Raw genomic sequence first — 23430 nt, forward strand, 5'->3', positions numbered from 1 at the left:
CTATGCTGCAGATAAGAGATTACCGGGATGACGATTTTTCCGCGCTGGGCGCCATCTTCCTGCGCGCGATTCGGCAGACCGCCAGCCGCGACTATTCGCCACGGCAAATTGCCGCCTGGGCGCAGGTCGATGAGGCGCGCTGGCGGCAAAAAATGCGCGACTCGCGGGTGCTGGTGGCGGTGATTGACCGGCAGCCGGTCGGCTTTATTAGCGCCATCGGCAGCGATATCGATCTCCTGTTTGTCGCTCCTGAGCGCGCCCGTCAGGGAATTGCCGGGGCGCTGCTCGCGGAGCTGTTCAGGCAAATTCCGCAGGGGACGCTGACGGTTGAGGCCAGCATCACGGCGAAACCGTGCTTTGCACGTCATGGCTTCAGAGTGGTGGAAGAACAGCAGGTGGAAGTCCGCGGCGAGAGGTTTATCAATTATCGCATGGAGAAGGTGAGGGAGCCCGAATAGGGCGCAACGCGCCGTACCCGAGCTCTTTTCGCGGCGGAACTTACTTCGCCGGAATGGCTTTCAGCAGTTCAGTCAGCAGGGTCCAGTACTGGCCAACGCTCTCGATATGAACCTGTTCGTCCGGAGAGTGAGGTCCGGTAATGGTCGGCCCAATGGAAACCATATCCATATTCGGGTACGGCTTCTTGAACAGACCGCACTCCAGACCGGCGTGAATAATCTGGATATTCGGCGTTTTGTTAAACAGACGCTGGTAGGTTTCGCGGACCAGATGCATAACCGGTGAGTTTGCATCCGGCTGCCAGCCTGGGTAAGCGCCCTTGGCTTCGGTTTTAGCGCCCGCCAGTTTACCTAACGAATCCAGCATGCTGACGACGTAGTCTTTGCCGCTGTCGATCAGGGAACGGATCAGGCAGTGAATTTCGACGTTATCATCGGTCATGGTGACCACGCCGACGTTGAGGGAGGTCTCTACCACGCCCTTCGCCACGTCGGAGTTACGGATCACGCCGTTCGGCATGGCGTTCAGCAGGCGAACGAAGCCGTCGCGAGACTGCGCCGTCAGCGCGGCTTTATCCGTCGTAACGGCATCCAGCAGCAGGACCAGATTCTTCTCTTTGGCCGCCAGCTCGTTTTTAAGGATCTCCTGGTAGGTGTTGACCAGGGCCGCCAGGGCGTCCGTCTTGTCAGCGGCTACCGCAACGGTGGCGAAGGCTTCACGCGGAATGGCGTTACGCAGGGTGCCGCCGTTGAAATCAACCAGGCGCAGGTCCAGCTCGGCGGCGTGACCGGCGAAGAAGCGGGCCAGCAGCTTGTTGGCATTTCCCAGACCGACGTGGATTTCACCGCCGGAGTGGCCGCCTTTCAGCCCTTTTAAGGTCAGCTTAAAGCTCTGGAAACCGGCCGGAATCGCTTCGCGCGCCAGCGGCAGGTTGGAGGTGAAGTCGATACCACCGGCGCAACCCATGTAGATTTCGCCTTCTTCTTCCGAGTCGGTATTAATCAGGATATCGGCCTGCAGCCAGTTTGCCTGCAGGCCAAACGCGCCGTCCATCCCGGCTTCTTCGGTCATGGTCAGCAGCACTTCCAGCGGGCCGTGTTCAACGGCGTCGTCAGCCAGCACCGCCAGAGCGGAAGCCATGCCGATGCCGTTATCGGCGCCCAGGGTTGTGCCGCGGGCCTTGATCCACTCGCCGTCGATGTACGGCTGAATCGGATCTTTAGTAAAGTCGTGAACGGTGTCGTTGTTTTTCTGCGGCACCATATCGAGGTGCGCCTGCAGCACGACCGGTTTACGGTTTTCCATCCCGGCGGTAGCGGCTTTACGAATCAGAATGTTGCCAACCTGGTCGCGTTCTGCGTGTAAGCCTTTTTCTTTTGCCCAGCCCATGATGTGTTCAGCGAGTTGTTCTTCGTGATAGGAAGGGTGGGGAATGGAGCAGATTTTGGCAAAAATATCCCACAGCGGCTGCGGGGATAATTGAGACAGTTCAGACACGATGAGTCTCCTTACGATCGCCTGCAAAATTCTTTTGCAGGTCGAGGGTTAGCAATAGAATACACGTCAAGCGAGGGCTTGCGCGGTGGGGTTGAGAATACCACTTTCCACGCTAACGGGTAGTGGAAACAACGCAAAAAGCGTCGCCAGGGCCGCTTAATACTGGTTTTTAGCGCGTCAGATCTCTATAATCTCGCGCAACCATTTTCCCCCTCGAACATCATTTAAGCCGTATAACACAGGCTGGGACACTTCACATGAGCGAAAAATACGTCGTCACCTGGGACATGTTGCAGATTCACGCCCGCAAACTGGCAAGTCGCCTGATGCCTTCTGAACAATGGAAAGGCATTATTGCCGTTAGCCGCGGTGGTCTGGTACCGGGCGCGCTGCTGGCGCGTGAGCTGGGTATTCGTCATGTTGATACCGTTTGCATTTCTAGCTATGACCACGATAACCAGCGTGAGCTGACCGTCCTTAAGCGTGCTGAAGGTGATGGTGAAGGGTTCATCGTGATTGATGACCTGGTTGATACCGGCGGTACCGCGGTAGCCATCCGCGAAATGTATCCAAAAGCACACTTCGTCACTATTTTCGCTAAGCCGGCCGGTCGTCCGCTGGTTGACGATTATGTTGTTGATATTCCGCAGGAAACCTGGATTGAACAGCCGTGGGATATGGGCGTGGTCTTCGTACCGCCTATCTCAGGCCGTTAATTTTCAAGGCAAGTGCTATTTACCACGCCCGGTTTTGCCGGGCGTGGTTTTTTTTGCCTGTTAGCAGGTTACAATAGCAGGAGTGGCAACACGATGGAGACTGCACATGTCACAGGCTAACCTTAGCGAAACGCTGTTTAAACCTCGATTCAAACATCCAGAAACGTCAACCCTGGTGCGCCGGTTTGCGTCCGGTTCGCAGCAGCCGATCCACTCCGCGCTTGATGGCAGCAACGTCGATCGTTGGTATCGGCTGATCAATCGCCTGATGTGGATCCGCCGGGGCGTGACGCCGCAGGAGATCCTCGACGTGCAGGCGCGCATCGTCATGAGCGATGCGGAGCGCACCAACCCGGAGCTGTACGACACCGTCGTGGGGTATCGCGGCGGCAACTGGATTTTCGAATGGTCTAAACAGGCCATGATTTGGCAGCAAATGGCGGGTCAGGAAACGGACCTTGAGCTCAGCGGCCGCCACTGGCTGCACGCCTCCAACCTCTACAGCATTGCCGCCTATCCGCATATTAAAGGCGATGAGCTTGCCGATCAGGCGCAGGCGCTGGCCAACCGGGCCTATGAAGAGGCCGCCCAGCGCCTGCCCGGCGAACTACGCGAGATCGAATTCCCGGTACCCGGCGGCGCGCCGGTCAGCGGCTTTTTACACCTGCCAAAAGGTGAAGGCCCGTTCCCGGTGATCATGATGTGCGGCGGCCTGGACTCGCTGCAGACCGATTACTACAGCCTGTATGAGGACTATTTTGCCCCGCTGGGGATAGCGATGCTGACCCTCGATCTGCCTTCCATCGGCTTTTCATCGAAATGGAAGCTGACCCAGGACACCAGCCTGCTGCACCAGCACGCGCTGCGGCATCTGCAGAACGTTCCGTGGGTCGACCATACCCGGGTCGCGGCGTTCGGCTTCCGCTTTGGCGCCAATATTGCCGTCCGGCTCGGCTATCTTGAGTCACAGCGCCTGAAGGCCGTTGCCTGTCTGGGGCCGGTGGTGCACAGCCTGCTGATCGATCCTCTGCACCAGGGGCGAGTCCCTGAAATGTATCTTGACGTGCTGGCGTCGCGTCTGGGAATGCACGACGCTTCTGACGAAGCGCTGCGCATTGAGCTGAACCGCTACTCGTTAAAAACCCAGGGGCTTCTGGGACGCCGCTGCCCGACGCCGATGTTCTCCGGCTACTGGAAAAACGATCCTTTCAGTCCGGAAGAGGAGTCGCGTTTAATTACCTCATCATCTGCCGATGGCAAGCTGCTCGAGATCCCATCGAAGCCGATTTATCGCAGTTTTGATCACGCATTGCGGCAGATTAGCCGGTGGATCAATCATAGATTTAGTTAATTTATTGCTAAATTTTATTGATTTGGTAAAACAGTTGCATCACTAAAGGAGATCGCAATGACGTTACCGAGTGGACACCTGAAGAGTAAGCTGATTAAGAAATTCACGGCTCTTGGCCCCTATATCCGCGAAGAGCAGTGTGAAGACAACCGCTTCTTTTTCGATTGCCTGGCAGTTTGCGTCAACGTTAAACCGGCGCCGGAAAAACGAGAGTTTTGGGGTTGGTGGATGGAGATGGAAGCACAGGCATCGCGCTTCACGTACAGCTATCAGTTTGGTTTGTTCGATAAAGAAGGGGTATGGCAGTCGGTGGATATCGCCGATCCTGAAGTTAGCGAACGGCTTGAAAAAACGCTCCGTGATTTCCACACCAGAGCCAACGCGCTGCTGGCAACGTTCAGCCTCAAGCTTGAACCGGCTGATGACTTTAGCGAGCCGGTCAGGCTGAGAGCCTGATGCCCCGTCCGTAGACCCAATTGAGCGAAAATGTCCATGCCCACAGCGTGGACATTTTTTTACGTAGAAAATTTTTTACTAATTGTAAATCCCTCCGGCCTGCTTGATCACCCTGTTTTAATACCCCGGATTAAAGGGGGTAGAAATTTATTGCGCCTGGAAAATAACCGTCCGCGAATCAGTTTATTAAACCGCAGAGAATATTCTGCTCTTTCTGCGGGTTTATTTTTGGATGCATATCGGCTGTTGCTTTTTAACCTGTTGCGACACCATGGGCGGGCAACAAGGTCCTGCCTGGAGAATGTGCGGGCGGTTTTTTTTACTCATTATTCTCGATGTAACCTGACCCGTTAAGGGTAGTCTTAGCAGAAAATAAATAGCTATCCTGCTGTTCTAAAAAGGTAAAGTTCTTTTAATCCTGCTCGCAGAGGCGTAACCGTCCCGGCCGGCCTGATGTTTATCTCGCCATAAGCACCCGCGGAACTTTATTTCCCCGCCAGCGAAATACTTCTTTCTTATTATTTTCTGTTAGCGCCGTACCCCTTGATAGGAATCAGCGCGACGGAGCGCCTGTGTTAATAAAGCAGCATTGAAAATATAACTGATACGATCTGATGACTGATACTACCCGTGGATTAAACGAATACCAGGGCGCCGCCGGAGGATGGGGAGCCGTTAAGGCCTGTACCGCGCACGTGCTGGGACAAAAAACGCCGGTACGCGACACCATCGCGCTGTTTAAAATGAATCAGGTGAAGGGGTTTGATTGCCCCGGCTGCGCGTGGCCCGATCCGGAGCACCGCTCGGTGATGGAGCTGTGCGAAAACGGCGTCAAGGCCGTCTCCTGGGAAACCACCGGCAAAAAAGCCTCGCCGGCGTTCTTTGCCCGCCACACGCTGAGCGAGCTTTGGCAGCAAAGCGATTTTGAGCTGGAAAACAGCGGCCGGCTCACTCATCCGATGAAATACGACATTATCAGCGATACCTACCAGCCCATCGCGTGGGAGGAGGCGTTTGCCGAAATCGGTAACATCATGCGCGGGTTCTCCCCTGATGAGATGGAGTTTTACACCTCCGGGCGCACCTCAAATGAAGCGGCGTTTCTCTATCAGCTCTACGCGCGCGAATACGGCAGCAACAACTTCCCCGACTGCTCCAATATGTGCCACAGCCCGACCGGCACCGGGCTGGGCTCCTCAATCGGGATCGGCAAGGGCACCGTCGAGCTGAGCGATTTTGACGCCGCGGATCTGGTGATTTGCGTCGGCCATAATCCGGGCACTAACCATCCGCGGATGCTGACGACCCTGCGCGAAGTGGCGAAGCGCGGGGCGAAGATTATCTCCGTAAACCCGCTGCGCGAGCGTGGCCTGGAGCGGTTTAGCTTCCCCCAGTCGCCGAGCGACATGCTCATGGGCGGGCACACGGATCTCTCCAGCGATTACTTCCAGATCCGCGTTGGGGGCGACGCGTGGTTTTTCCGCGGCGCCATGAAAGCGCTGCTGGAGATGGACGCGCAGCGTCGCTCCCTGCAGCAGGAGCCGGTCATTGATAGCGAATTTATCGCCTCGCAAACCTCGGGATACCAGGCGCTATTTGACGATCTGAGCGGCCTCGACTGGGCGGATATTGAGCGCGGGGCGGGCGTTGAGCGCAGCGCTATCGAATATTTTGCCGATATTTATCGCCGCCACCGGCGGGTTATCATCAGCTATGGCCTGGGAATTACGCAGCATCGTAACGGCACCCAGAACGTCCAGCAGCTGATCAATCTGCTGCTGATGCGCGGCAATATGGGGCGTGAAGGCGCCGGTATTTGTCCGCTACGCGGCCATTCTAATGTCCAGGGTGACAGGACGGTGGGAATCAACGAAGCGCCGGATGAAGCGTTTAACCTGCGGCTGGAAAACTATTTCGGTATCACGGTACCGCGGGCGCACGGACGATCCTCCATCGAAAGCATTAAGGCCATCGAAAGCCGGGTTTCTCGCGGGCTCATCTGCATGGGCGGCAACCTCGCCGTGGCGATGCCCGATCCGCTGCGAACCTTCCCGGCGATGCGCCGCCTGGATCTGCAGGTCCACGTTGCGACCAAACTCAACCGCTCCCACCTGCTGGCGGGCAAAAACACCTATCTGTTCCCGACCTTAGGACGCACCGAGCGCGATATGCAACGCGCGGGCGTGCAGTCCGTCACCGTTGAGGACTCGATGAGCATGGTGCATGCCTCAACCGGCTCGCTGAAGCCGGCCTCGCCGTGGCTACTGTCTGAGCCCGCCATTGTGGCGGGCCTGGCGCGCGCCACGCTACCGCGCAGCCCGGTCGCCTGGGAGAAGCTGGTGGCGGACTATCGGCTGATCCGCGAGGCGATTGAAGCCGTCATCCCCGAGTTCCATCAGTTCAACGAGCGCATCGCTGCCCCCGGCGGCTTCCGCCTCGATAACCCGGCCTCGCGCGGCGAATACCGCACGGCTTCGGGCAAGGCGACCTTCCACGTTTGCGATGCCGAGGCGCTGGATAGCGCGGGTATGCCGTCAGACTGCCTGGTGCTGACAACGATTCGCAGCCACGACCAGTACAACACGACGATTTACGGGATGGACGACCGCTACCGCGGCGTTACCGGACGCCGTGACGTCATTTTCCTGAGCCGTCAGGAAGCGCAAAAGCGCCAGCTGGCGCAGGGTGATGTGGTCAATATTGTGGCCCTGGACGATCGGGGCAATGCCTGTGAAGAGAGGGTGATGCGCAGCCAGACGGTTTATATTGTCCCGATGGCCGCGTCGTCCGTCGCCGCCTATCTGCCGGAGGCCAACATTTTACTGTCGCTGGACGCGGTTGATAAACAGAGCCTGACGCCGGCCTATAAGAGCGCCCCGGTGCGTATCTATAAGTCCTGAGACGCCGGAAAGCGGGGATAGCGCGATGCTATCCCCGTCACGTCAGTCCGGTCGGTCACTTTGCGCCCGGCGGCCCGCCGCGCTGGCGCAACCGATCATAATCAGCGCTCCCCGCCAGGACAGCGGAAAAATAGTGCGCCACACACAGAATAGAAACTAACGTTCCCCGTAAATGTTTTCGATTTTAATCTCTGCGCCATCGACAGTTTGTTTTATTCTTTTCTTCCGTACCAGGCTGGGCTTTATCTTGTCGCAGTCAAAGGGTAAGGGCCTACAGGGCAATGTCCAGGCCATCGAGGGAAATATAAAGCGAGGGATGTCGCGCAATAAATAATCCCGTCAGCCATCAGCCTGTTATGCACATCATGTAATAGTCACCCTGGCGAAATAATAACGCAGACGTGACTATTATTTCGGCGCGCCATTTTATTGACTCTACGCGATGAAATTAGCCAGGTTAAACCCCGCTTCAACCGCTACGCTGTTATTTCCTTACCTTTTGCTCATTTGATTTGTATCAATGGACTTGTATTTTGTATGGGTAAGGATGGCGGCAATGTATTAAGGAGAAATAGCCGATGGATTATTATATTGAAATTAAACTTATTCCACGTCAATCACGCTGCCTGCCATCCCTCCTTTCCGCGCTGTTTGAAAAACTATTTGTTGCGCTAAGCGCCCACAGGCATGGGGATATTGGCTTAAGCCTGCCGGCATTTAAGCAAACGCCGGGGAATGTGATTAGGCTACACGGGCAGCGGCACGGGCTGGAAAATCTCAGGCTTCGGGTATTACTTAATGAGTTATCACATTATATCTGGATTGGCCCGGCGACGCCGGTACCCGATAACGTCCAGTATCGTCATTACCGGCGCGTGCAGCTTAAAACGCCGCGCCAGCGCATGAAGCGCTATATGAATCGCCGCGGCGCTATCTCGGCCGACGCGCCGACCGGGCACAGGCGTCAGGTCGCGACGCCGACTTCCGATTTACCCTATATCTGGATAAAGAATCAGGCCCTGGGTCGAAGCTTCCGCATGTTTATTGCCGCAGGCGACTTAAGCGATACGCCAACGGAGGGCACGTTTAACCATTACGGGCTGAGCTCCACCGCGACGGTCCCCTTCTTTTGAAGAGTCCGGCGGTGGGGCGCCATCGCCGAAATTTCCCGCTCCGCTTATCGTCTTTCGGGGATTCGCGCGATTAAGACCAGGATAATTCCTGGAATCCAGGTCCGCCTGGCGAATGTGGCCGCCGGGAATGCCTGATGGAGCGATACGTGATACCGTGAGAAAAATAGCCCCTCAAATTATAAGATCTTCATGAAATTCATATTGCTAACAAGCCTGATAGGCTTATTTCTCTCACCAGCATGGGCCGGCACCGCGGTGAAACTATCCTGCTCGCTGCGGCAAAGCGTGACGATCTCCCGCTTCCACTACAAGCTCTCCACCATGAAGTGGGGGGATCATTTTCAGGTCGCCTCGGGCATGAAGCAGGCGCAGACGAAAAGCCAGGTGCCTTTTCGCATCACCCGCTTTCAAAACGGCGACGATCTGGTCTTTTTCCCCGATAGTAACGAGTACTTTTTCTTCTACTCCGGCATGGCGACCCCCGATCGATGCGTCGTTCAGGAGACCTACACCTACCCGATTACGCAGCTGCCTTTCTATAAGAAGCCGGCCAAATAAGCCCTCCGGCAGCGCCTCGTCAGGAGGCTTTGTGCTGAAGTTTTCCCGCCATCGCCCGCTGAATGACCGGAATTGGCGTCAGCAGATGCTGGCGCATCAGCTCACCGGCAAGCGGGGCGTCGCGCGCCAGAATCGCCTCGGTTAGCCTTCGATGCTGACGCTGCTTATCTTCCAGCATGGCAACCGACAGCACGGTCGTGCGCAGCCAGATAAAACGGTAGCGCGCGGCGAGGTCGAAAAGGCGTTCGCGCATTTGCAGCAGATACTGTGAACCGCAGCCGGCAACGATGGCGGAATGGAACGCCTGATGACGTCTATCCCACTCCTCCAGCAGCTGCTCGCTGGCGTCGCTGGACTCCAGCTTATTGAGCAGATGCGCTCTCGCGAGCAGTTCGGCCTCCCACTCGTCATCGCCGCGCTCGATGGCGAGACGCACCAGCATCGCCTCCATATTGGCCCTGGCGTCGAAGATATCGAGCAGCTCCTGCTGCGACATCGATGCAACCCGATAGCCTTTTTGATTAACCACGGTGACCAGGCGCTCGGCAACCAGCCGGGAGAGCGCTTCGCGCAGCGGCCCGACGCCAAGCGCATAGCGCGCGGTTAACAGGCTCATACGCAGCTTCTCATCGGGCTGATACAGGCCGCGAATGATGTCGCTTTTGAGCCAGCGATATCCGTCGATGGCCGTCGGCTGGGAGGTGGCGGTCATGGGCTTACTCCTGAACGGCTATCCCGGCCTTTCCGCGCCGGGACGGGCGTATTAGGGTTGTATTGACGGCATCAACGTCGGGCGTAACCCTACAGACCAATGCACATATATTTGATCTCTAAGTAATCGTCGATGCCATACTTCGAGCCCTCGCGGCCGAGTCCCGAGGCTTTGACGCCGCCAAAAGGCGCGACCTCATTGGAGATGAGGCCGGTGTTGATCCCGACAATCCCGTACTCCAGCGCCTCGCCAACGCGGAAGACGCGGCTCAGATCGCGGGCATAGAAATAGGCCGCCAGGCCGAATTCGGTATCGTTAGCCTGACGGATAACGTCCGCCTCATCTTTAAAGCGGAACAGCGGGGCCAGCGGGCCAAAGGTCTCCTCTTTGGCAACCTTAGCGCTATCGGGAACGTCCAGCAGGATCGTCGGCTGGAAGAAGTTACCGCCCAGCTCGTGCACCTTGCCGCCGGTCATGATGCGCGCGCCTTTGGCGAGGGCATCGGCAATATGCTCCTGCACCTTGGCGACCGCTTTGTCATCAATCAGCGGCCCGGTGGTGACGCCGCTTTGCAGGCCATCGCCGAGCCGCAGCTTTTCAACCGCCTGCTGCAGCTTCGCGGCAAAGCGGTCGTAAACGCCCTCCTGCACGTACAGGCGATTGGCGCAAACGCAGGTCTGTCCGGCGTTGCGGAACTTGGAGGCCAGCGCGCCTTCAACCGCTTTATCGAGATCGGCATCGTCGAACACGATAAACGGCGCGTTGCCGCCGAGCTCGAGGGAGACTTTCTTAATATCCTGCGCGCACTGCGCCATCAGCTGGCGGCCAATCTCCGTCGATCCGGTAAACGATAGCTTGCGCACCAGCGGGTTGCTGGTCAGCGCGTTGCCAACCGCGCCTGCGGATCCGGTGACCACGCTGAATACGCCGTCGGGGATCCCGGCGCGCTGCGCCAGCTCGGCCAGCGCGAGGGCGGAGAAGGGGGTCTGGCTGGCGGGCTTGAGCACCATGGTGCAGCCAGCGGCCAGCGCCGGGCCGGCCTTGCGGGTGATCATGGCGGCAGGGAAGTTCCACGGCGTGATGGCGGCGGTGACGCCAATCGGCTGCTTGATAACGATCAGGCGCTTATCCGCCTGATGGCCGGGAATGGTGTCGCCGTAGACGCGCTTACCCTCTTCGGCAAACCATTCGATAAACGAGGCGGCGTAGCCGATTTCGCCCTTAGCTTCCGCCAGCGGTTTCCCCTGCTCCAGGGTCATCAGGCGGGCGAGGTCGTCCTGGTTCGCCATGATAAGATCGAACCAGCGGCGCAGGATCGAGGCCCGCTCTTTAGCCGTTAGCGCCCGCCACGCAGGGAGCGCGCGGTTGGCGGCATCAATGGCCTCGTGGGTCTCTTCGGCGCCCATTTTCGGCACGCTGCCCAGCCGCTGGTCGTTGGCCGGGTTGGTGACCGTAATCACCTCCCCGCTGAGGGCATCGCGCCACTGGCCGTTGATAAATGCCTGCTGGCGAAACAAAGTTGGGTCGTTGAGCTGCATGATAGTGTCCTGTTTCAAGCGTTTAACGGGTGTATTCGGCAAGCACGGAGTCCGCGCTACGGGCGGCGCGCAGGCTGCGGCCGGGGTTGTGCTGGCGGGCGAGCAGCGCCTGTACTTTGCCGACGATATGCGCCCCGATGGGCAGAGCCGATGTGGCCGCCGGGGAGGGCGCATTGCAGGTATGAATGGAGCGCGCGGTGGTGACGAACAGAAAATCGTCGATCAGCCTGCCGTGCGGAGAAACCGCCTGCGCGCGAACGCCCGCAGGCCACGGCTGGAGATCCTGTAGAGCGAGGCTCGGGCAGTACTTTTGTACCAGCCGCAAATAGCCGCCTTTGCACAGGGAGTTTTTCATTTCGCCTAAGCCCGATCGCAGGTTGCCCTGCAGCACCCGGCGAATAGCGGGCGAAGTGAGGATTTCCAGCGTATCGGAGAGTGAAAAATCGCGTTTGCGATAGCCTTCACGCTTCAGGGCGAGCACCGCATTCGGGCCCACGGTCACGCTGCCGTCAATCATGCGCGTGAGGTGGACCCCGAGAAACGGCATCGCCGGGTCGGGTATCGGGTAGATCAGATGATTCACTATCTGGTTATGCTGAGGCGCCAGGCGGAAATACTCCCCACGAAACGGGCAGACAATAAAACCGGGATCGACGCCGAGCATTTTGACCACCCTGTCGGCCATCAGGCCGCTACAGCTCACTAACGTGGCGGCTTCAAACTCCTGTCCCTGTTTAGTGTAGACGACCACGCCGGCGGCGTGCTCTTTCAGGGCGCTAACCTCGGCGGCGTAGACAATTTCCCCGCCGCCGGCGACGAAGGCTTTCGCCATCGCCTCGGTAACTTCGCGATAGCTGACGATCCCGCTGGCGGGGACAAAAATGGCGCCGGTGCCGGTAATATTCGGCTCCCGCTCGCGCAGCGCCTCCGCGCTAAGCCATTCGCGCTGCAGGCCGTTGGCCGCGGTGCGATCCCACAGCGCCCGCATCCGCGCCATCTCCAGCGGCGAGGTGGCGACCAGCATTTTTCCGCAGACGTCATAGCGGATGCCGTACCGCTGGCAAAAGGCTTTGGTCGCCCGATTGCCGGCAAGGCAGAACTGCGCCTTGAGGCTCCCGGGGGTGTAGTAGACCCCGGCATGAATCACGCCGCTATTGCGGCCGGTCTGATGACAGGCCGGCGCGGACTCTTTCTCCAGCAGAGCAACTCTGGCGTCCGGGTAGACCTCCCGCAGCTGCATGGCGGTCGACATGCCGATAATGCCGCCGCCGATAATCACAAAATCATACATCCACGCGGTTCCTTCGACTGATAGCGCTTACTGATGGGGCCGGCAGCGGTGGTCGGCATCGCTGATGTAGCCGCGCTGGCGCATCAGCTCCCGGCGCAGATCCGGATGCGCGGTAAAGCGGTCGCGGCCGTGCAGCCAGAACAGATTGTTAATCAACAGCAGTTTGCCCACCGGCACCGGAACGGAGAGGATGTTCTGGCTGCTCTCCAGGGCGTCCGAGAGATCGCTTAGCCAGATGCCTTCGGCAAAATCTTTTGGCTGCACGAACTGATCGATATAGCGCATTACCGGGCGGCCCTGGCGGTCGACGTCGAACACCGGATGGAAGACGTCGTGGCTGACGTTTTTGCTCGGCGGCGCGGCCCAGCGCATCGGGCGACGGGCCAGCGGATGGCGGAAGTAACGATCCAGATGCTCCCAGTCGTCAAGATGCAGCAGCAGGGAGTTTCCGCCCTGCATATGCTGCTCGTCGATTTTCATCATCAGCACGTAGTCGGTGATCTCTTCGACGTAGGTTCCGTCGTTATGCAGCTCCATGACGCGATGCGGCTGCCGCAGATAGCTGTCCGAACTATCGACGTTAGTCACCACAAAGCGGGCGTAGTATTGGCCGCTCATGGCGTCGTAGTTGGAGCGGCCAATCAGATGGGCAACCGCCGTTGCCAGCTTCACCATCTCATCGGCCTGGCCCACGCTATCAATTCCTTCCGCGCCGATCAGCAGCGCCCCCTGACGGCGATCCAGCAGCGTGTCGTACAGCAGCGGCTGCAGCTGGCCGGCGCAGAGATCGTCGAGGATCTTCGCAATTTTAAAGCGCAGGAAGGATTTATATTCCAGCGCCTGCACCGGCCACTGTGCGACCTGCTGCATAAACTGGCGGGCAGTCTGCGCGGAAAAGGTGAGCTCCAGCAGCCGCGGCGAGTGGGCAGAGGGGATGATGGTGAACCCGCCATCGCTGCGGGCGCTATCGTCGGGATGGGGTTTTACGGCAGTGAACGTATTCATCAGAATCGATCCTCGCGGTAGGGTCCGGCTCGGCAATATTTATTTCGTAGCCATAGCTTAAAAATATCTACATTTTCAAAAGGTGCGCATTAACTGCGCTGATTGTTTGTTTTTTGTGATCCGGGGCGTTAAAAGAGAGCCGTTGGTGCAGCGGGGTGACTGGACGCGAAGAAGAGCGCTGGCGGGATATAAGTGACAAAAATAGGAGGTGACGTTTGAATAAAAATTCAGTTATTGTGCATTTATAATTACTTATAGTGAAAAGGAATGCGTCATGGAATGCCCGGTGGAGAAGCAGTTTAAGGCCTACAACGCCCACGATATTAATCAATTTATTGCCTGCTTTTCCGAAGATTTCAAAGCGTACCGCATGCCGGCGGAAACCCCCGCGATGATCGGCATTCCGGCGTTAAGGGAGTTTTACGTCAACCAGCGTTTTAACGTTGCTGAACTGCGGGCGGAACTTATTTTCCGTACCGTTCTCGGCAATAAGGTTTTCGACCACGAACTGATTTACGGACTCTCCGCGGAGCCGATTGAGAGTATGGCGGTTTTTGAAGTTGAGAATCAGCTTATTAAGACCGCGTGGTTCTATTTTGCCGCCTGACGCTCCTCGCCGGTGAGGAGAGCGCCCATCTGCCGGCCGCGCTATTTTCGCCAGCGAATAGCCGCCGGTGCGGTGGGGCCAAACGCTCTGCCGCTGGCGCCGGGCCGTCGCGGCGCCACACTCTCTCTGCCTTCCTCCTTCTCTGCGCTAAACAGTGACTAAACAGCCACGACCTGCTTTTCACTGTGTAACACCCGGGCGCAAATTAGCGATGTCCGCCACAAAAATCACATCTCATCCGCCAGGATCCCGTTAAGCACCTTGCTTTTAGCCAGGGCGCCGGATAGTTTCTGTAACGTTACACTAAAACGTTACAGTAGACGCGTGAAGCTACTTTTTTGTTTAACTCCCCCGCCGATTCAGCCAGGCCTGAGAGGGTGACATCTATCTCAACGGGACGTGAAAGGATAACGATGATGAAAATGAAACCGTTTTGTTCAGTAAGTCGTATTTTTGCCGTTGCATGTTTGGGCACGGCTCTGTTAGCCGGCAGCGCCGTGACCTCTTTGGCCCACGCGGCGCTTAATTTTCGGGTCTACTCTTCGCTGCCCGCGGATGAATCATCGGCCCACTACATCTGGTTCAGCCGCTTTCAGGAAAACCTGAATAACAATGAAAAACTGAAAGGGCAGATCAAGCTGAATTACTTCCCCAACGGCATGCTGGGGAAGGAGGCGGACGCCACCCAGCAGGTACGCATTGGCGCAATTAATATGATGATCTCCGGGACCTCCATCTGGGCCACGCTGGTCCCTGAAATTGGCGTCCTGGATCTCGGCTACTTATTTAAAGATTACGCTCAGGTCGGCAAAACCCTCGACGGCAAAGCGGGTGAAAAGCTGGCGGCTTTGATGATGAATAAGGCTAACGTGATGGTGCTGGGTTACGGCTATAACCTCGGCGCGCGCAATATTTATACTAAGAAGGTTATTGAAAAACCTGAAGATTTGAAAAATCTCAAAATCCGCGTTTTGCCGGTGCCCAACTTTATCGCCACCCTGAACCATATGGGGGCGGTGGCGATTCCGATGCCGGGAGGAGAAGTCTATTCGAGCCTGCAGATGGGGGTGATTGACGGCGTAGAGCACGACGCCCCGACGATCTACTCGAGCAAATATTATGAAATTGTCAAAAATGGCACTCTGACCCGCCATAGCTACAACCCGCTGATGATCGCCATGAATAAGAAAAGCTTCGAGCAGATCCCGGCGGAGCTGCGCGGCGAGGTGCTGGCCGCGGCCAAAGAGGCGACCGACTACGAACGCCTGCAGGCCGGTAAAAAAGAGCAGGAGGCCATTAAGAACCTGGAGGCCAGGGGCGTAACCTTCCGCGAAACCGATCGCCGCTATTTCTATCAGCAGGTGCAGCCGGTTTGGCAGGCGTTCCTTAGCCAGTACCCGGATATGAAACCTATCGTTGATGAGATTACCGCCGCGGCGCCGGAGAGCCAGCAGTAGCGGGGAGCGTCGGCTCGCCCGCCCGTCGCGGCGAGCCTGTGATGATATCCATGACCTTACACAGAGAGTTCAAGATGGCTGATATCTCTATTAAAGCAAAGGATGAGTGCGTCGCGCTGGCGCTACTCGGCAGGCTAAGTCGATTTTTGACGACCCTGACCGCCTGGGCCGGGGCGCTGGTGCTGTTTATCAACGTGCTGGTGGTTTTCGCATCCGTTATCTGGCGCTATGCGCTGCACTCCCCGATTCACTGGGCGGAAGAGGTAGCGCGGGCGCTGATGATTGCGCTGGTCTTTTTTGGTGTCGCAACATCGACGGCAAGAGGGGGGCATATCGGCGTCGATTTGTTCCTGCGCTTTCTGCCGCAGCACGTCCGGCCGTACGTGGTGCACGCCAGCCGCTGGATCCTGTTTCTGGTTTCCGTCGGGCTGGTCCTCTCCAGCTATGACCTGGTTCAGGCCGCGCGGGTGCAGACTACCGAAACCGGTTTACCGCAGGTCATCTACGTGATCCCGGTGCTGATTGGGTCGGTGGTGATGATGGTCGCCGCGCTGGAGCTTGCCTTACGTGAACGCGCCAGGGTCGTGCTGCTCAGCGGCGCCGGGATCCTCGCACTCGCCGCGCTTGGCTACGTCAAGCTGTCGCTGATGGCCGACCCGGCCAGCGCGGCGGCGGGGCTGATGCTTATCTGCTTCGTCCTCGGTATCCTCGCCGGCGTGCCGATTGCCTTCACCCTCGGCATGTCGGCGATGGTGTTCTTTATCTGCGATCCGTCGCTGCCGTTTGTCTTCTTCTCCCAGCAGGTTGCGGCCGGGGTCGATCACTTTGTCCTGCTGGCGATCCCCTTCTTCCTGCTCGCCGGAGCGGCAATGGAGATCAACGGCATGTCCACTCGCCTCGTTGAGCTCATCGTGCGGGGAATGGGGCGCTTTCGCGGCGGTTTAAACATGACCACCGTCCTGTCGATGGCTTTCTTCTCGGGCATCTCAGGCTCCAAGCTGGCGGACGTTGCCGCGGTGGGCGGCGTGCTGATGCCCGCGGTACGGCGGGCGAAGCAGGACGGCGAGGAGGCGGCTGGCGTTTTCGCCGCCTCGGCGGTGATGGCCGAAACCATCCCACCGTGCGTAAACCTGATCGTGATGGGCTTCGTGGCCAATATCTCGATCGGGGCGCTGTTTATTGCCGGCCTGGTGCCCGCGGCCTGTCTGCTGGTGCTGCTGATGATTGCCGCCAACCGCTTTGGCGGCAAAATTAACGTCAGCGAGGCCTATCCCGTACTGCGCCCGCGCGCTCAGCTCTATCTTGGCGCCGCCGTTGGGCTGGTGATGATCTTTATGATCGGCCGCGGCGTGATGATGGGGATCGCCACCTCGACCGAGATCTCTGCCTTCGCAGTGATCTACGCCATCGTGGTCGGCCGGCTGGCTTTTCGCGAGCTGACGTTTAAGGCCACGGTGAAGATGTTTATTGATATCGCCGCGATGTCCGGGGTGCTGCTGTTTATCGTCGCCTGCGCCACCAGCCTCTCCTACGCGCTGACCATACAGATGATCCCGCAGCAAATCGCCGGGCTGCTGGTCGGTATTGGCGTTGAGCAGGGGGCCTGGCTGTTCCTGCTGCTCACCATCGTGATTTTGATTATCTTCGGCGCGGTGCTGGAAGGCGCGCCGGCCCTGATTATCTTTGCCCCGATTCTGGTGCCGATTGCCGTGCAGCTTGGATTCAATCCGCTGCATTTCGGCATCATCATGATTCTGGCAATGGGCTTTGGGCTATTTTCACCGCCCATTGGGCTGGGCTTATATACCACCTGCGCCATCTGCGGCGTGGAGATGAAGCACGTGATCCGGCCGATGGCGAAATACCTGGCGGTGGTTCTGGTCGGCATCATTATTGTGGCGATGGTGCCGCCGTTAACCACCTGGCTGCCGGGGCTGGCGGGTTACTAAGCGTTGCGTTAATCGAGTACCAGGCGGCGGCATCGTTGCTATGCCGCCGAAATAATTGTCCGGAAGCTGAAATTTACTATGCCAGGGGGCAGGGACGTCCACGTTCCAAAATTGCCCGAGGCGATAAATATTATTTTCTGGTGGCGTTGAGTCTGAATAACAGGAGTCTGAAATGGGATTGTTAACGGCAAAAAAAGTATTTATTACCGGTGCTGAACAGGGTATTGGAAAAGAGACCGCAAGAAAATTAATTGAAGCGGGATGCGATATTTATATTCACTATTTCAGCGGCGAAGAGGGGCCTAAAGAGCTGATGGCGATTGCCGAACAAAAAGGGCGCAAAGCGGCCTGCGGCCGCGCCGATTTGACCGATGAGGCGGACGCCGCCCGCTGCGTGGCGGAGGCGGCAGAGTTTTTAGGCGGTATCGATATTTTGATCAACAACGTCGGCGGCATCATCGGGCGCAAGTGGCTCGGCGAGATTGACGCCCACTTCTGGCGGACCGTTATTGACGTCAATATGACCACCATGCTCAACGTGACCCAGCAGGCGCTGCCGTGGCTGAAGAGCGCCGCGGACGGCGCCAGCATCGTCAATCTGGCCTCGCTGGCCGGGCGCTCCGGCGGGCACTCGGGCTCGCTGGTCTACTCCACGACGAAAGGCGCGGTGCTGACGTGGACGCGATCGCTTGCCGCCGAGCTCGGGGAGTTTGGCATTCGGGTCAACGCGGTCGCTCCGGGCCTGATTCTGGGTACGCGTTTCCATAACCAGCACACCACCCAGGAATCGGCCGATCGCACGGTCCAGGAGATCCCGCTGGGCCGGGCGGGCACGCCGGAGGATGTCGCGAGAGCCATCTGTTTCCTTGCCTCCGAGTACGATGGCTTTATTTCCGGGGCGACAATCGATATTAACGGCGGTATTTACCGGGCATAGCGGAAAACCGGGCGGTTAACGCCGCCCGTATTAAGAGAGCATATTGATGATTAAGTCCGATATTATCCATCCTGATTTACTCCAGGCGCTGGCGCTGTGCGGGCATAAGGCCAATATTCTTATTGCCGATGCTAATTATTCTATTTTAACCAACAGCGCAGCGCAGGCGCGGATTGTGTACCTGAACTTTTCTCCCGGCTTAATTGGCAGCGTGACGATCCTGCAAAAAATCCTTGGCTATATTAGCGTTGAAAAAGCGACGCTGATGGCCAGCCCGCCCGAGTTTGATAATACTATCGCGCGCGAATATCGCCAGGTTCTGACGCCGGCGACCGAGCTTGAATATATTGAGCGCACCGCCTTTTACGCCCAGGCCAAATCGTCGGATACGCTGTTAGCCATCGCGTCTGGCGAAACCCGACGCTTTGCCAATATTCTGCTCACCGTCGGGCCGACGCTGGTATGAAAAAAGAGAAGCGCCCCGGGCGCTTCTCTTTTATCGCAGCGGAACGCGCCAGCCTCAGGACGCGGGCGCCTCGCGTACCGATTGCCGGCGGACCAGCGCGGGAGGGAACAGAAACTCTGCCGGCGAAAGCGTCGGGTTCTCTATCCGCTCAATTAACCGCTCGACCATCACCTCGGCCATCTCTGCCAGCGGCGGCATGATGGAGGTCAGACCGGGATAAACCAGCCCGGAGAGCGGGATATTATCAATGCCGATAATCGAGATCTCCCCCGGGACGCTGATCCCGGCCTCGTGCAGGCCGGCCATCAGCCCAATGCCCAGCGCATCGTTAATGGCGACCACCCCGTCAGGACGCTGCGACTGCCGGCAGATCTTTTTCGCCAGCGAGCGGCCCAGCTCGGTCATTTCGGTGTCGCCGTAGGCCGCCATGGTTTTCTCTTCGACAATCATCCCGTCGTAAAAAAGACCGTGGCGGCGCACCGCGCTAAGAAAACCTTCAATTTTGTGCGCCCGGCTGGAGGTCATGCCGGCGACGGTGGTGAAGATCAGGCGCCGACATCCGCGAGCGATAAGATGCTCCGCGGCCATGCGGCCTGCTTCGATGTTATCCATCGAGACGCTGTCGAGGGCCAGGCCGCCGGATTCAGCCCCGGTGGGCATCCGGCTGTCGTAGTTGACCATCATCATGCCCTGCGCGGCGGCCTGGGCAAAATGCGGCTTTTCAATGTCGCAGGCGGCGACGATGATCCCGCGCACGCCGTGGGCAAACATATCGGCAATAAAGGCCTCTTCTTCTTCAATCTGCCGATAGGTATTGCCGATCAGCACCCGATAGAAGCGCTTTTTCGCCGCCAGATCCACTTCGCGCACCAGCGAGGCAAAGCTGGGGTTAACGATCGAGGGCACCAGCAGGCCGATCATTTTTGCCTGCCCCGTTTTTAGCTGCTGAGCGACGCGATTCGGCAGGTAGTTCAGCGCCTGCATGCTGTGCTGGATGCGCGCCAGGGTTTCAACGCGCATCTGATCGGTACGCCCGTTAAGCACGTTGGATACGGTACTCACCGAAACGCCGGCGTGCTTTGCGACATCGCGAATGTTTGCCATACATCTCCTTTGCAGCAACTTGTGAATGGCAGAGTCTTCGTCGCATTCAGCATCGCTTTTTTGATGGGATTCATAAACTACAACGGTTTAGTGTAACGTTACAGTTGGCGCTGTCAATGGCGTAATGCCGCCGCTAAACCGGCGCTTTAGCCGGCTTTTTTGCGGCACTCTTTTTGCCGGAGCGCACGGGCGCTAGCCGCCGACGAGGGGAGATTTGGCGCTGGCAAGCTGAAGCTGGCCGGGCGTGCGGCCAAAGCGTTCGCGAAATACCTCGATAAAGGCGCTGACGTTGGCGTAGCCGCTGCGCGCGGCGACCTCGGCGATCGGCTCCCCTGCCAGCACCCACTGGAGCGATGTGACCACCTTCGCCTGCTGTCGCCACTGGCAAAAGCTCAGGCCGGTTTGTTCACGGAACAGGCGGCTGAGAGAGCGAACGCTGAGGCCCCAGCGCTGGGCCAGCTGCGCCTGGGTCTGCGGACTGTCCGGATGGGCGAGCAGCCGGTCGGCAACGTTACGCGCGCGACGATCGGTCGGCAAAAGCAGCTGTAGCGGAAGCTCGACCGCACTGGTGATTTCAGCCGCCAGCAGCGACAGCAGGCTGGAGGAGTAATCCGCGGGAAGGCCCGGCCGGGGACCGGCGCACAGGCGCTCCAGCAGGGCCTGAATGAAGCTATCGGTACCGTAGATCCCGGGCGTTGGCGGCAGCCTCGCGCAGATCGATGCGTGAAGGTAGAGGCTTGTCCCGCTGAGCCGGCCCGGCACCTGGGCCCTGTGGCGAAGGCCGGCGGGAAACCATCCCACGGAGCCCGGCGTGACCGTCCACTGCGCCTGGTCGGTCTCAACGACCATGATGCCGGTTGTAAGCCAGTAGAGCTGGCCGCCGTCATGCTCGTGCCACTCGGTGACGTGGCCTCGCTGATAATCAAAGGTTTCGATGCGCATCATCATGGCTGATTGGCCGTATATCATGTCCGAATACGGCTATCGTACCACGGGCGCGATCTTCTAACCTTAATTCAACCCGGTACCGCGCGACATACATTCACTAAGGAATCAAATGAGCCAGGAAACCCAGACCGTTATCGACGCCCTGCGAGAAATTATTACCAACCCTCAGCATGAGGAGGATAAGATTGCCCGCTATTTCTCCCCTGACTATCAGCAGCAGGTGGATGGCAAGCGCCTCGACTACCAGGGCTTCGTCGGGCATATGGCGTTACTTAAAACGCTGACGACCAGAATGAGCCTCTCGATTTTGGCCATTGCCGGCGATGGGAATACGGTGTTCACCCATCACCATGTCAAAGTGGATAAAAAAAGCGGCCAGCGGAGCGAAATTGCGGTGATGGCGCGCTTTACCCTGGCATCCGGGCGCATCCTGCGCTGCGATGAGCTTACTCACCTTCTCGTTGGTGAGCGGGAGGATCGCGATTTAGGCAGCCGCGCTTAGCGCGCCGCCAGCGCGGAGGCTACGCGGCGATATGCCAGAGCGGCGTTTTCATATTGCGTTTTGAATGAAGAGAATATTTATCATGAAGCCTGAAATTGACTACGTATTTCATCATTTTGGCATACCTCTGCAGGACGGGAGGCAGGAGGGCGTATTCAGCGAAAAAGCGGGAATGTATACCCACGACAATCCGGGAAAGTTTCGCGTCCAGTGGCACCGCTTTACGCCGGACTCTCCGCTGCATACCCTGCTGAAAACGGTCCCGCACGTGGCATTTAAGGTTGATGACCTGGCTGCCGCCATACGCGGAGAGGAGGTCATTCTGGGGCCGTACGAGCCCGTTGATGACTATTTTGTGGCGGTGATTAACGACAGCGGCGTGCCGATAGAGCTTATTCAAACCACGCTCTCTGACGATGAGCTGTGGAGCAGGGCGCGCTCGGGTCAAGGAAGCCTGTACCGCAAGTAAAGGTCGCGCGCCAGGTAATTAACCGCAGATCGAAAGTCACGCGTCGAACGTTGCGCCTTACCGCTTCTGAGCAGGAAAGGGTATAGTGGCCTTCCTGTTTCGGCTTATAAACGTTACCTCGGATCAATGAACCTCAATCGCTTTTGCTATCTTCTTCTCGGCCTGGCGGCCCTGAGCTGCTTATTTCTTCCTCACGCTTTGGCAACGTGGTTCTTACTTGTTAACGCGCTGACGCTGGCGATTTATGGCGTCGATAAAATGGCGGCCCGCAGGGCCTGGCGCAGAATCCCTGAACTGACGTTGCTGATTTTTGGGCTGGTGGGAGGATGGCCTGGGGCGATTATGGGCCAGCAGCTCTTTCGCCATAAGACGCAAAAGCAGCCCTTCAGGCGCTATTTCTTGCTCAGCGTGATGCTGAATATCGCGGCGCTGGCGGCGTTATACCGACTCTATCCTTGACCTATAAACTGGGTTTTGATTTGCGCTATAAAATTCATCAATGCCTGCCGATGAGGCTGGGCGCGCCACATGATACCGAGAGGCCAGCTCACATCATCCACGGGAGCGCTGTGAAGTTCAGGCATAATAGCCAACAAGGATGACATGCTTTGCGGCACGATCGTTATGGCATTGCCCGTTGCCGCCCATGCGATTGCCGAATGGAACTCGTTCACTGTCTGAACCAGCTGCGGGATATGTTTTTGCCCGGCAAAATAGCTCTGCACCTGCAGCCAGAAATCCGGAGCGCAGGCCTGGCTCATGAGCACTAAAGGGGCAGCGTGAAGGGAAGAGATATGAGATTTAAATTCAGAGGAAAAAACAAATAGCAGGCCATCCTGCTTCAACGCCAGATGGGAAAGGCCTTCGCAGGGCCTTAGCCGCATAAATCCAATATCCAGCAGACCCTCATTCAGGGCCGTGAACTGATCCATACTCGACATATCCCGAAGCTCCAGGCTTACGGCGGGGAAGTTTTGGCGAAATCTGGCGGCGAAGCTGGTGACCTCTTTTATCGCCCAGAAACCAAAACCTATACGCAACCGATCGTTGATCCCCTGGTGATAAAGTCGGGCATCAGATTCAAGCTTTTGCGCATGGCGCTGCGTTTCGCGCGCCTGAGACAGCATCCGGGCGCCAAAAAGCGTCAGTTCGCTGCCGTGGCGCCCACGGGTAAACAGGATACCGCCAAGGCTCTCTTCAAGGCGCTGGATCTGCCTTGTCAGGGTCGGCTGGCTCACCGCAAGCGCCTCAGCGCTACGGCTAATCGATCCCAGTTCGGCAATCGTCACAAAGGCTCTCAGTAAATGTGTTTCCATGTATATACCGTATGCATCACGTTATTAAATGCATTATACCGATGCTTTTATTGTTTCTA

Annotated in this window: 23 protein-coding genes; 15 read left to right on the forward strand and 8 right to left on the reverse strand. The window is 57.7% G+C overall.

The window, feature by feature from the left end:
- Positions 1 to 5: 5 nt before the first annotated feature.
- A complete protein-coding gene (locus tag EDF75_RS25825) occupies positions 6 to 458 on the forward strand; it encodes a GNAT family N-acetyltransferase (RefSeq protein WP_133601398.1) in 453 nt (150 codons plus the stop codon).
- A gap of 40 nt (positions 459 to 498) precedes the next feature.
- On the opposite strand, the gene pepD is transcribed toward EDF75_RS25825, so the two are convergent.
- Complete coding sequence (pepD, locus tag EDF75_RS25830) at positions 499 to 1956, reverse strand: cytosol nonspecific dipeptidase (protein ID WP_133601340.1); 1458 nt, start codon at positions 1954 to 1956, stop codon at positions 499 to 501.
- A gap of 257 nt (positions 1957 to 2213) precedes the next feature.
- Between pepD and gpt the strand changes: the two genes are divergently transcribed.
- The 6 genes from gpt (at position 2214) to EDF75_RS25860 (ending at position 9070) form a co-directional block, all read left to right on the forward strand.
- Positions 2214 to 2672, forward strand: a complete 459-nt coding sequence (gene gpt / locus EDF75_RS25835) for a xanthine phosphoribosyltransferase (protein WP_041144180.1) — start codon at positions 2214 to 2216, stop codon at positions 2670 to 2672.
- A gap of 106 nt (positions 2673 to 2778) precedes the next feature.
- On the forward strand, positions 2779 to 4023 hold the full coding sequence (frsA, locus tag EDF75_RS25840; RefSeq protein WP_133601341.1) for an esterase FrsA: 1245 nt from the start codon (positions 2779 to 2781) through the stop codon (positions 4021 to 4023).
- Positions 4024 to 4080: 57 nt separating this feature from the next.
- Positions 4081 to 4479, forward strand: a complete 399-nt coding sequence (crl, locus tag EDF75_RS25845) for a sigma factor-binding protein Crl (RefSeq protein ID WP_133601342.1) — start codon at positions 4081 to 4083, stop codon at positions 4477 to 4479.
- A gap of 614 nt (positions 4480 to 5093) precedes the next feature.
- Positions 5094 to 7379, forward strand: coding sequence for an FdhF/YdeP family oxidoreductase (locus EDF75_RS25850; RefSeq protein WP_133601343.1), 2286 nt, complete (start codon positions 5094 to 5096; stop codon positions 7377 to 7379).
- 578 nt (positions 7380 to 7957) lie between these two features.
- Positions 7958 to 8512: a type I-F CRISPR-associated endoribonuclease Cas6/Csy4 gene (gene cas6f, locus EDF75_RS25855; RefSeq protein ID WP_133601344.1), complete on the forward strand. Its 555-nt coding sequence runs from the start codon at positions 7958 to 7960 to the stop codon at positions 8510 to 8512.
- Positions 8513 to 8767: 255 nt separating this feature from the next.
- The gene (locus EDF75_RS25860) at positions 8768 to 9070 is read left to right on the forward strand and encodes a hypothetical protein (protein ID WP_243733556.1); all 303 of its coding nucleotides are present in this window, start codon (positions 8768 to 8770) and stop codon (positions 9068 to 9070) included.
- Positions 9071 to 9089: 19 nt separating this feature from the next.
- On the opposite strand, the gene csiR is transcribed toward EDF75_RS25860, so the two are convergent.
- From csiR to glaH, 4 genes are all read right to left on the reverse strand, one after another.
- Positions 9090 to 9782: a DNA-binding transcriptional regulator CsiR gene (gene csiR / locus EDF75_RS25865; RefSeq protein WP_133601345.1), complete on the reverse strand. Its 693-nt coding sequence runs from the start codon at positions 9780 to 9782 to the stop codon at positions 9090 to 9092.
- An 89-nt stretch (positions 9783 to 9871) separates the two neighbouring features.
- A complete protein-coding gene (gene gabD / locus EDF75_RS25870; RefSeq protein WP_133601346.1) occupies positions 9872 to 11320 on the reverse strand; it encodes an NADP-dependent succinate-semialdehyde dehydrogenase in 1449 nt (482 codons plus the stop codon).
- 22 nt (positions 11321 to 11342) lie between these two features.
- Positions 11343 to 12611 (reverse strand): L-2-hydroxyglutarate oxidase, encoded by a 1269-nt coding sequence (gene lhgO / locus EDF75_RS25875; RefSeq protein ID WP_133601347.1) that lies wholly within the window; start codon positions 12609 to 12611, stop codon positions 11343 to 11345.
- A 27-nt stretch (positions 12612 to 12638) separates the two neighbouring features.
- On the reverse strand, positions 12639 to 13616 hold the full coding sequence (glaH, locus tag EDF75_RS25880) for a glutarate dioxygenase GlaH (RefSeq protein ID WP_133601348.1): 978 nt from the start codon (positions 13614 to 13616) through the stop codon (positions 12639 to 12641).
- 274 nt (positions 13617 to 13890) lie between these two features.
- Between glaH and EDF75_RS25885 the strand changes: the two genes are divergently transcribed.
- From EDF75_RS25885 to EDF75_RS25905, 5 genes are all read left to right on the forward strand, one after another.
- A complete protein-coding gene (locus EDF75_RS25885; protein WP_133601349.1) occupies positions 13891 to 14223 on the forward strand; it encodes a nuclear transport factor 2 family protein in 333 nt (110 codons plus the stop codon).
- Positions 14224 to 14636: 413 nt separating this feature from the next.
- Positions 14637 to 15680: a TRAP transporter substrate-binding protein gene (locus EDF75_RS25890; RefSeq protein WP_241722232.1), complete on the forward strand. Its 1044-nt coding sequence runs from the start codon at positions 14637 to 14639 to the stop codon at positions 15678 to 15680.
- A gap of 74 nt (positions 15681 to 15754) precedes the next feature.
- Positions 15755 to 17629 (forward strand): TRAP transporter large permease, encoded by a 1875-nt coding sequence (locus tag EDF75_RS25895; protein WP_133601350.1) that lies wholly within the window; start codon positions 15755 to 15757, stop codon positions 17627 to 17629.
- A gap of 172 nt (positions 17630 to 17801) precedes the next feature.
- Positions 17802 to 18566, forward strand: coding sequence for an SDR family NAD(P)-dependent oxidoreductase (locus EDF75_RS25900; RefSeq protein WP_115193510.1), 765 nt, complete (start codon positions 17802 to 17804; stop codon positions 18564 to 18566).
- Positions 18567 to 18612: 46 nt separating this feature from the next.
- A complete protein-coding gene (locus EDF75_RS25905) occupies positions 18613 to 19032 on the forward strand; it encodes an RbsD/FucU family protein (RefSeq protein WP_133601351.1) in 420 nt (139 codons plus the stop codon).
- 54 nt (positions 19033 to 19086) lie between these two features.
- On the opposite strand, the gene EDF75_RS25910 is transcribed toward EDF75_RS25905, so the two are convergent.
- Positions 19087 to 20154, reverse strand: a complete 1068-nt coding sequence (locus EDF75_RS25910; protein WP_374756753.1) for a LacI family DNA-binding transcriptional regulator — start codon at positions 20152 to 20154, stop codon at positions 19087 to 19089.
- A 174-nt stretch (positions 20155 to 20328) separates the two neighbouring features.
- A complete protein-coding gene (locus EDF75_RS25915) occupies positions 20329 to 21084 on the reverse strand; it encodes an AraC family transcriptional regulator (RefSeq protein WP_243733557.1) in 756 nt (251 codons plus the stop codon).
- A gap of 109 nt (positions 21085 to 21193) precedes the next feature.
- Here EDF75_RS25915 and EDF75_RS25920 point away from each other — a divergent pair, with 109 nt between their 5' ends.
- The 3 genes from EDF75_RS25920 (at position 21194) to EDF75_RS25930 (ending at position 22514) form a co-directional block, all read left to right on the forward strand.
- Positions 21194 to 21586, forward strand: a complete 393-nt coding sequence (locus EDF75_RS25920) for a nuclear transport factor 2 family protein (RefSeq protein WP_133601353.1) — start codon at positions 21194 to 21196, stop codon at positions 21584 to 21586.
- Between the two features lie 82 nt (positions 21587 to 21668).
- Entirely contained in the window at positions 21669 to 22055 is a 387-nt protein-coding gene (locus EDF75_RS25925) for a VOC family protein (RefSeq protein WP_133601354.1), read from the forward strand.
- A 126-nt stretch (positions 22056 to 22181) separates the two neighbouring features.
- Positions 22182 to 22514 (forward strand): DUF1294 domain-containing protein, encoded by a 333-nt coding sequence (locus EDF75_RS25930; RefSeq protein ID WP_133601355.1) that lies wholly within the window; start codon positions 22182 to 22184, stop codon positions 22512 to 22514.
- Here EDF75_RS25930 and EDF75_RS25935 read toward each other — a convergent pair.
- Positions 22505 to 23371 (reverse strand): LysR family transcriptional regulator, encoded by an 867-nt coding sequence (locus tag EDF75_RS25935; RefSeq protein WP_133601356.1) that lies wholly within the window; start codon positions 23369 to 23371, stop codon positions 22505 to 22507. The genes EDF75_RS25930 and EDF75_RS25935 overlap by 10 nt on opposite strands.
- Positions 23372 to 23430 lie beyond the last annotated feature (59 nt).

The sequence above is a fragment of the Klebsiella sp. BIGb0149 genome (assembly GCF_004362605.1).
Lineage (GTDB): Bacteria > Pseudomonadota > Gammaproteobacteria > Enterobacterales > Enterobacteriaceae > Klebsiella > Klebsiella terrigena.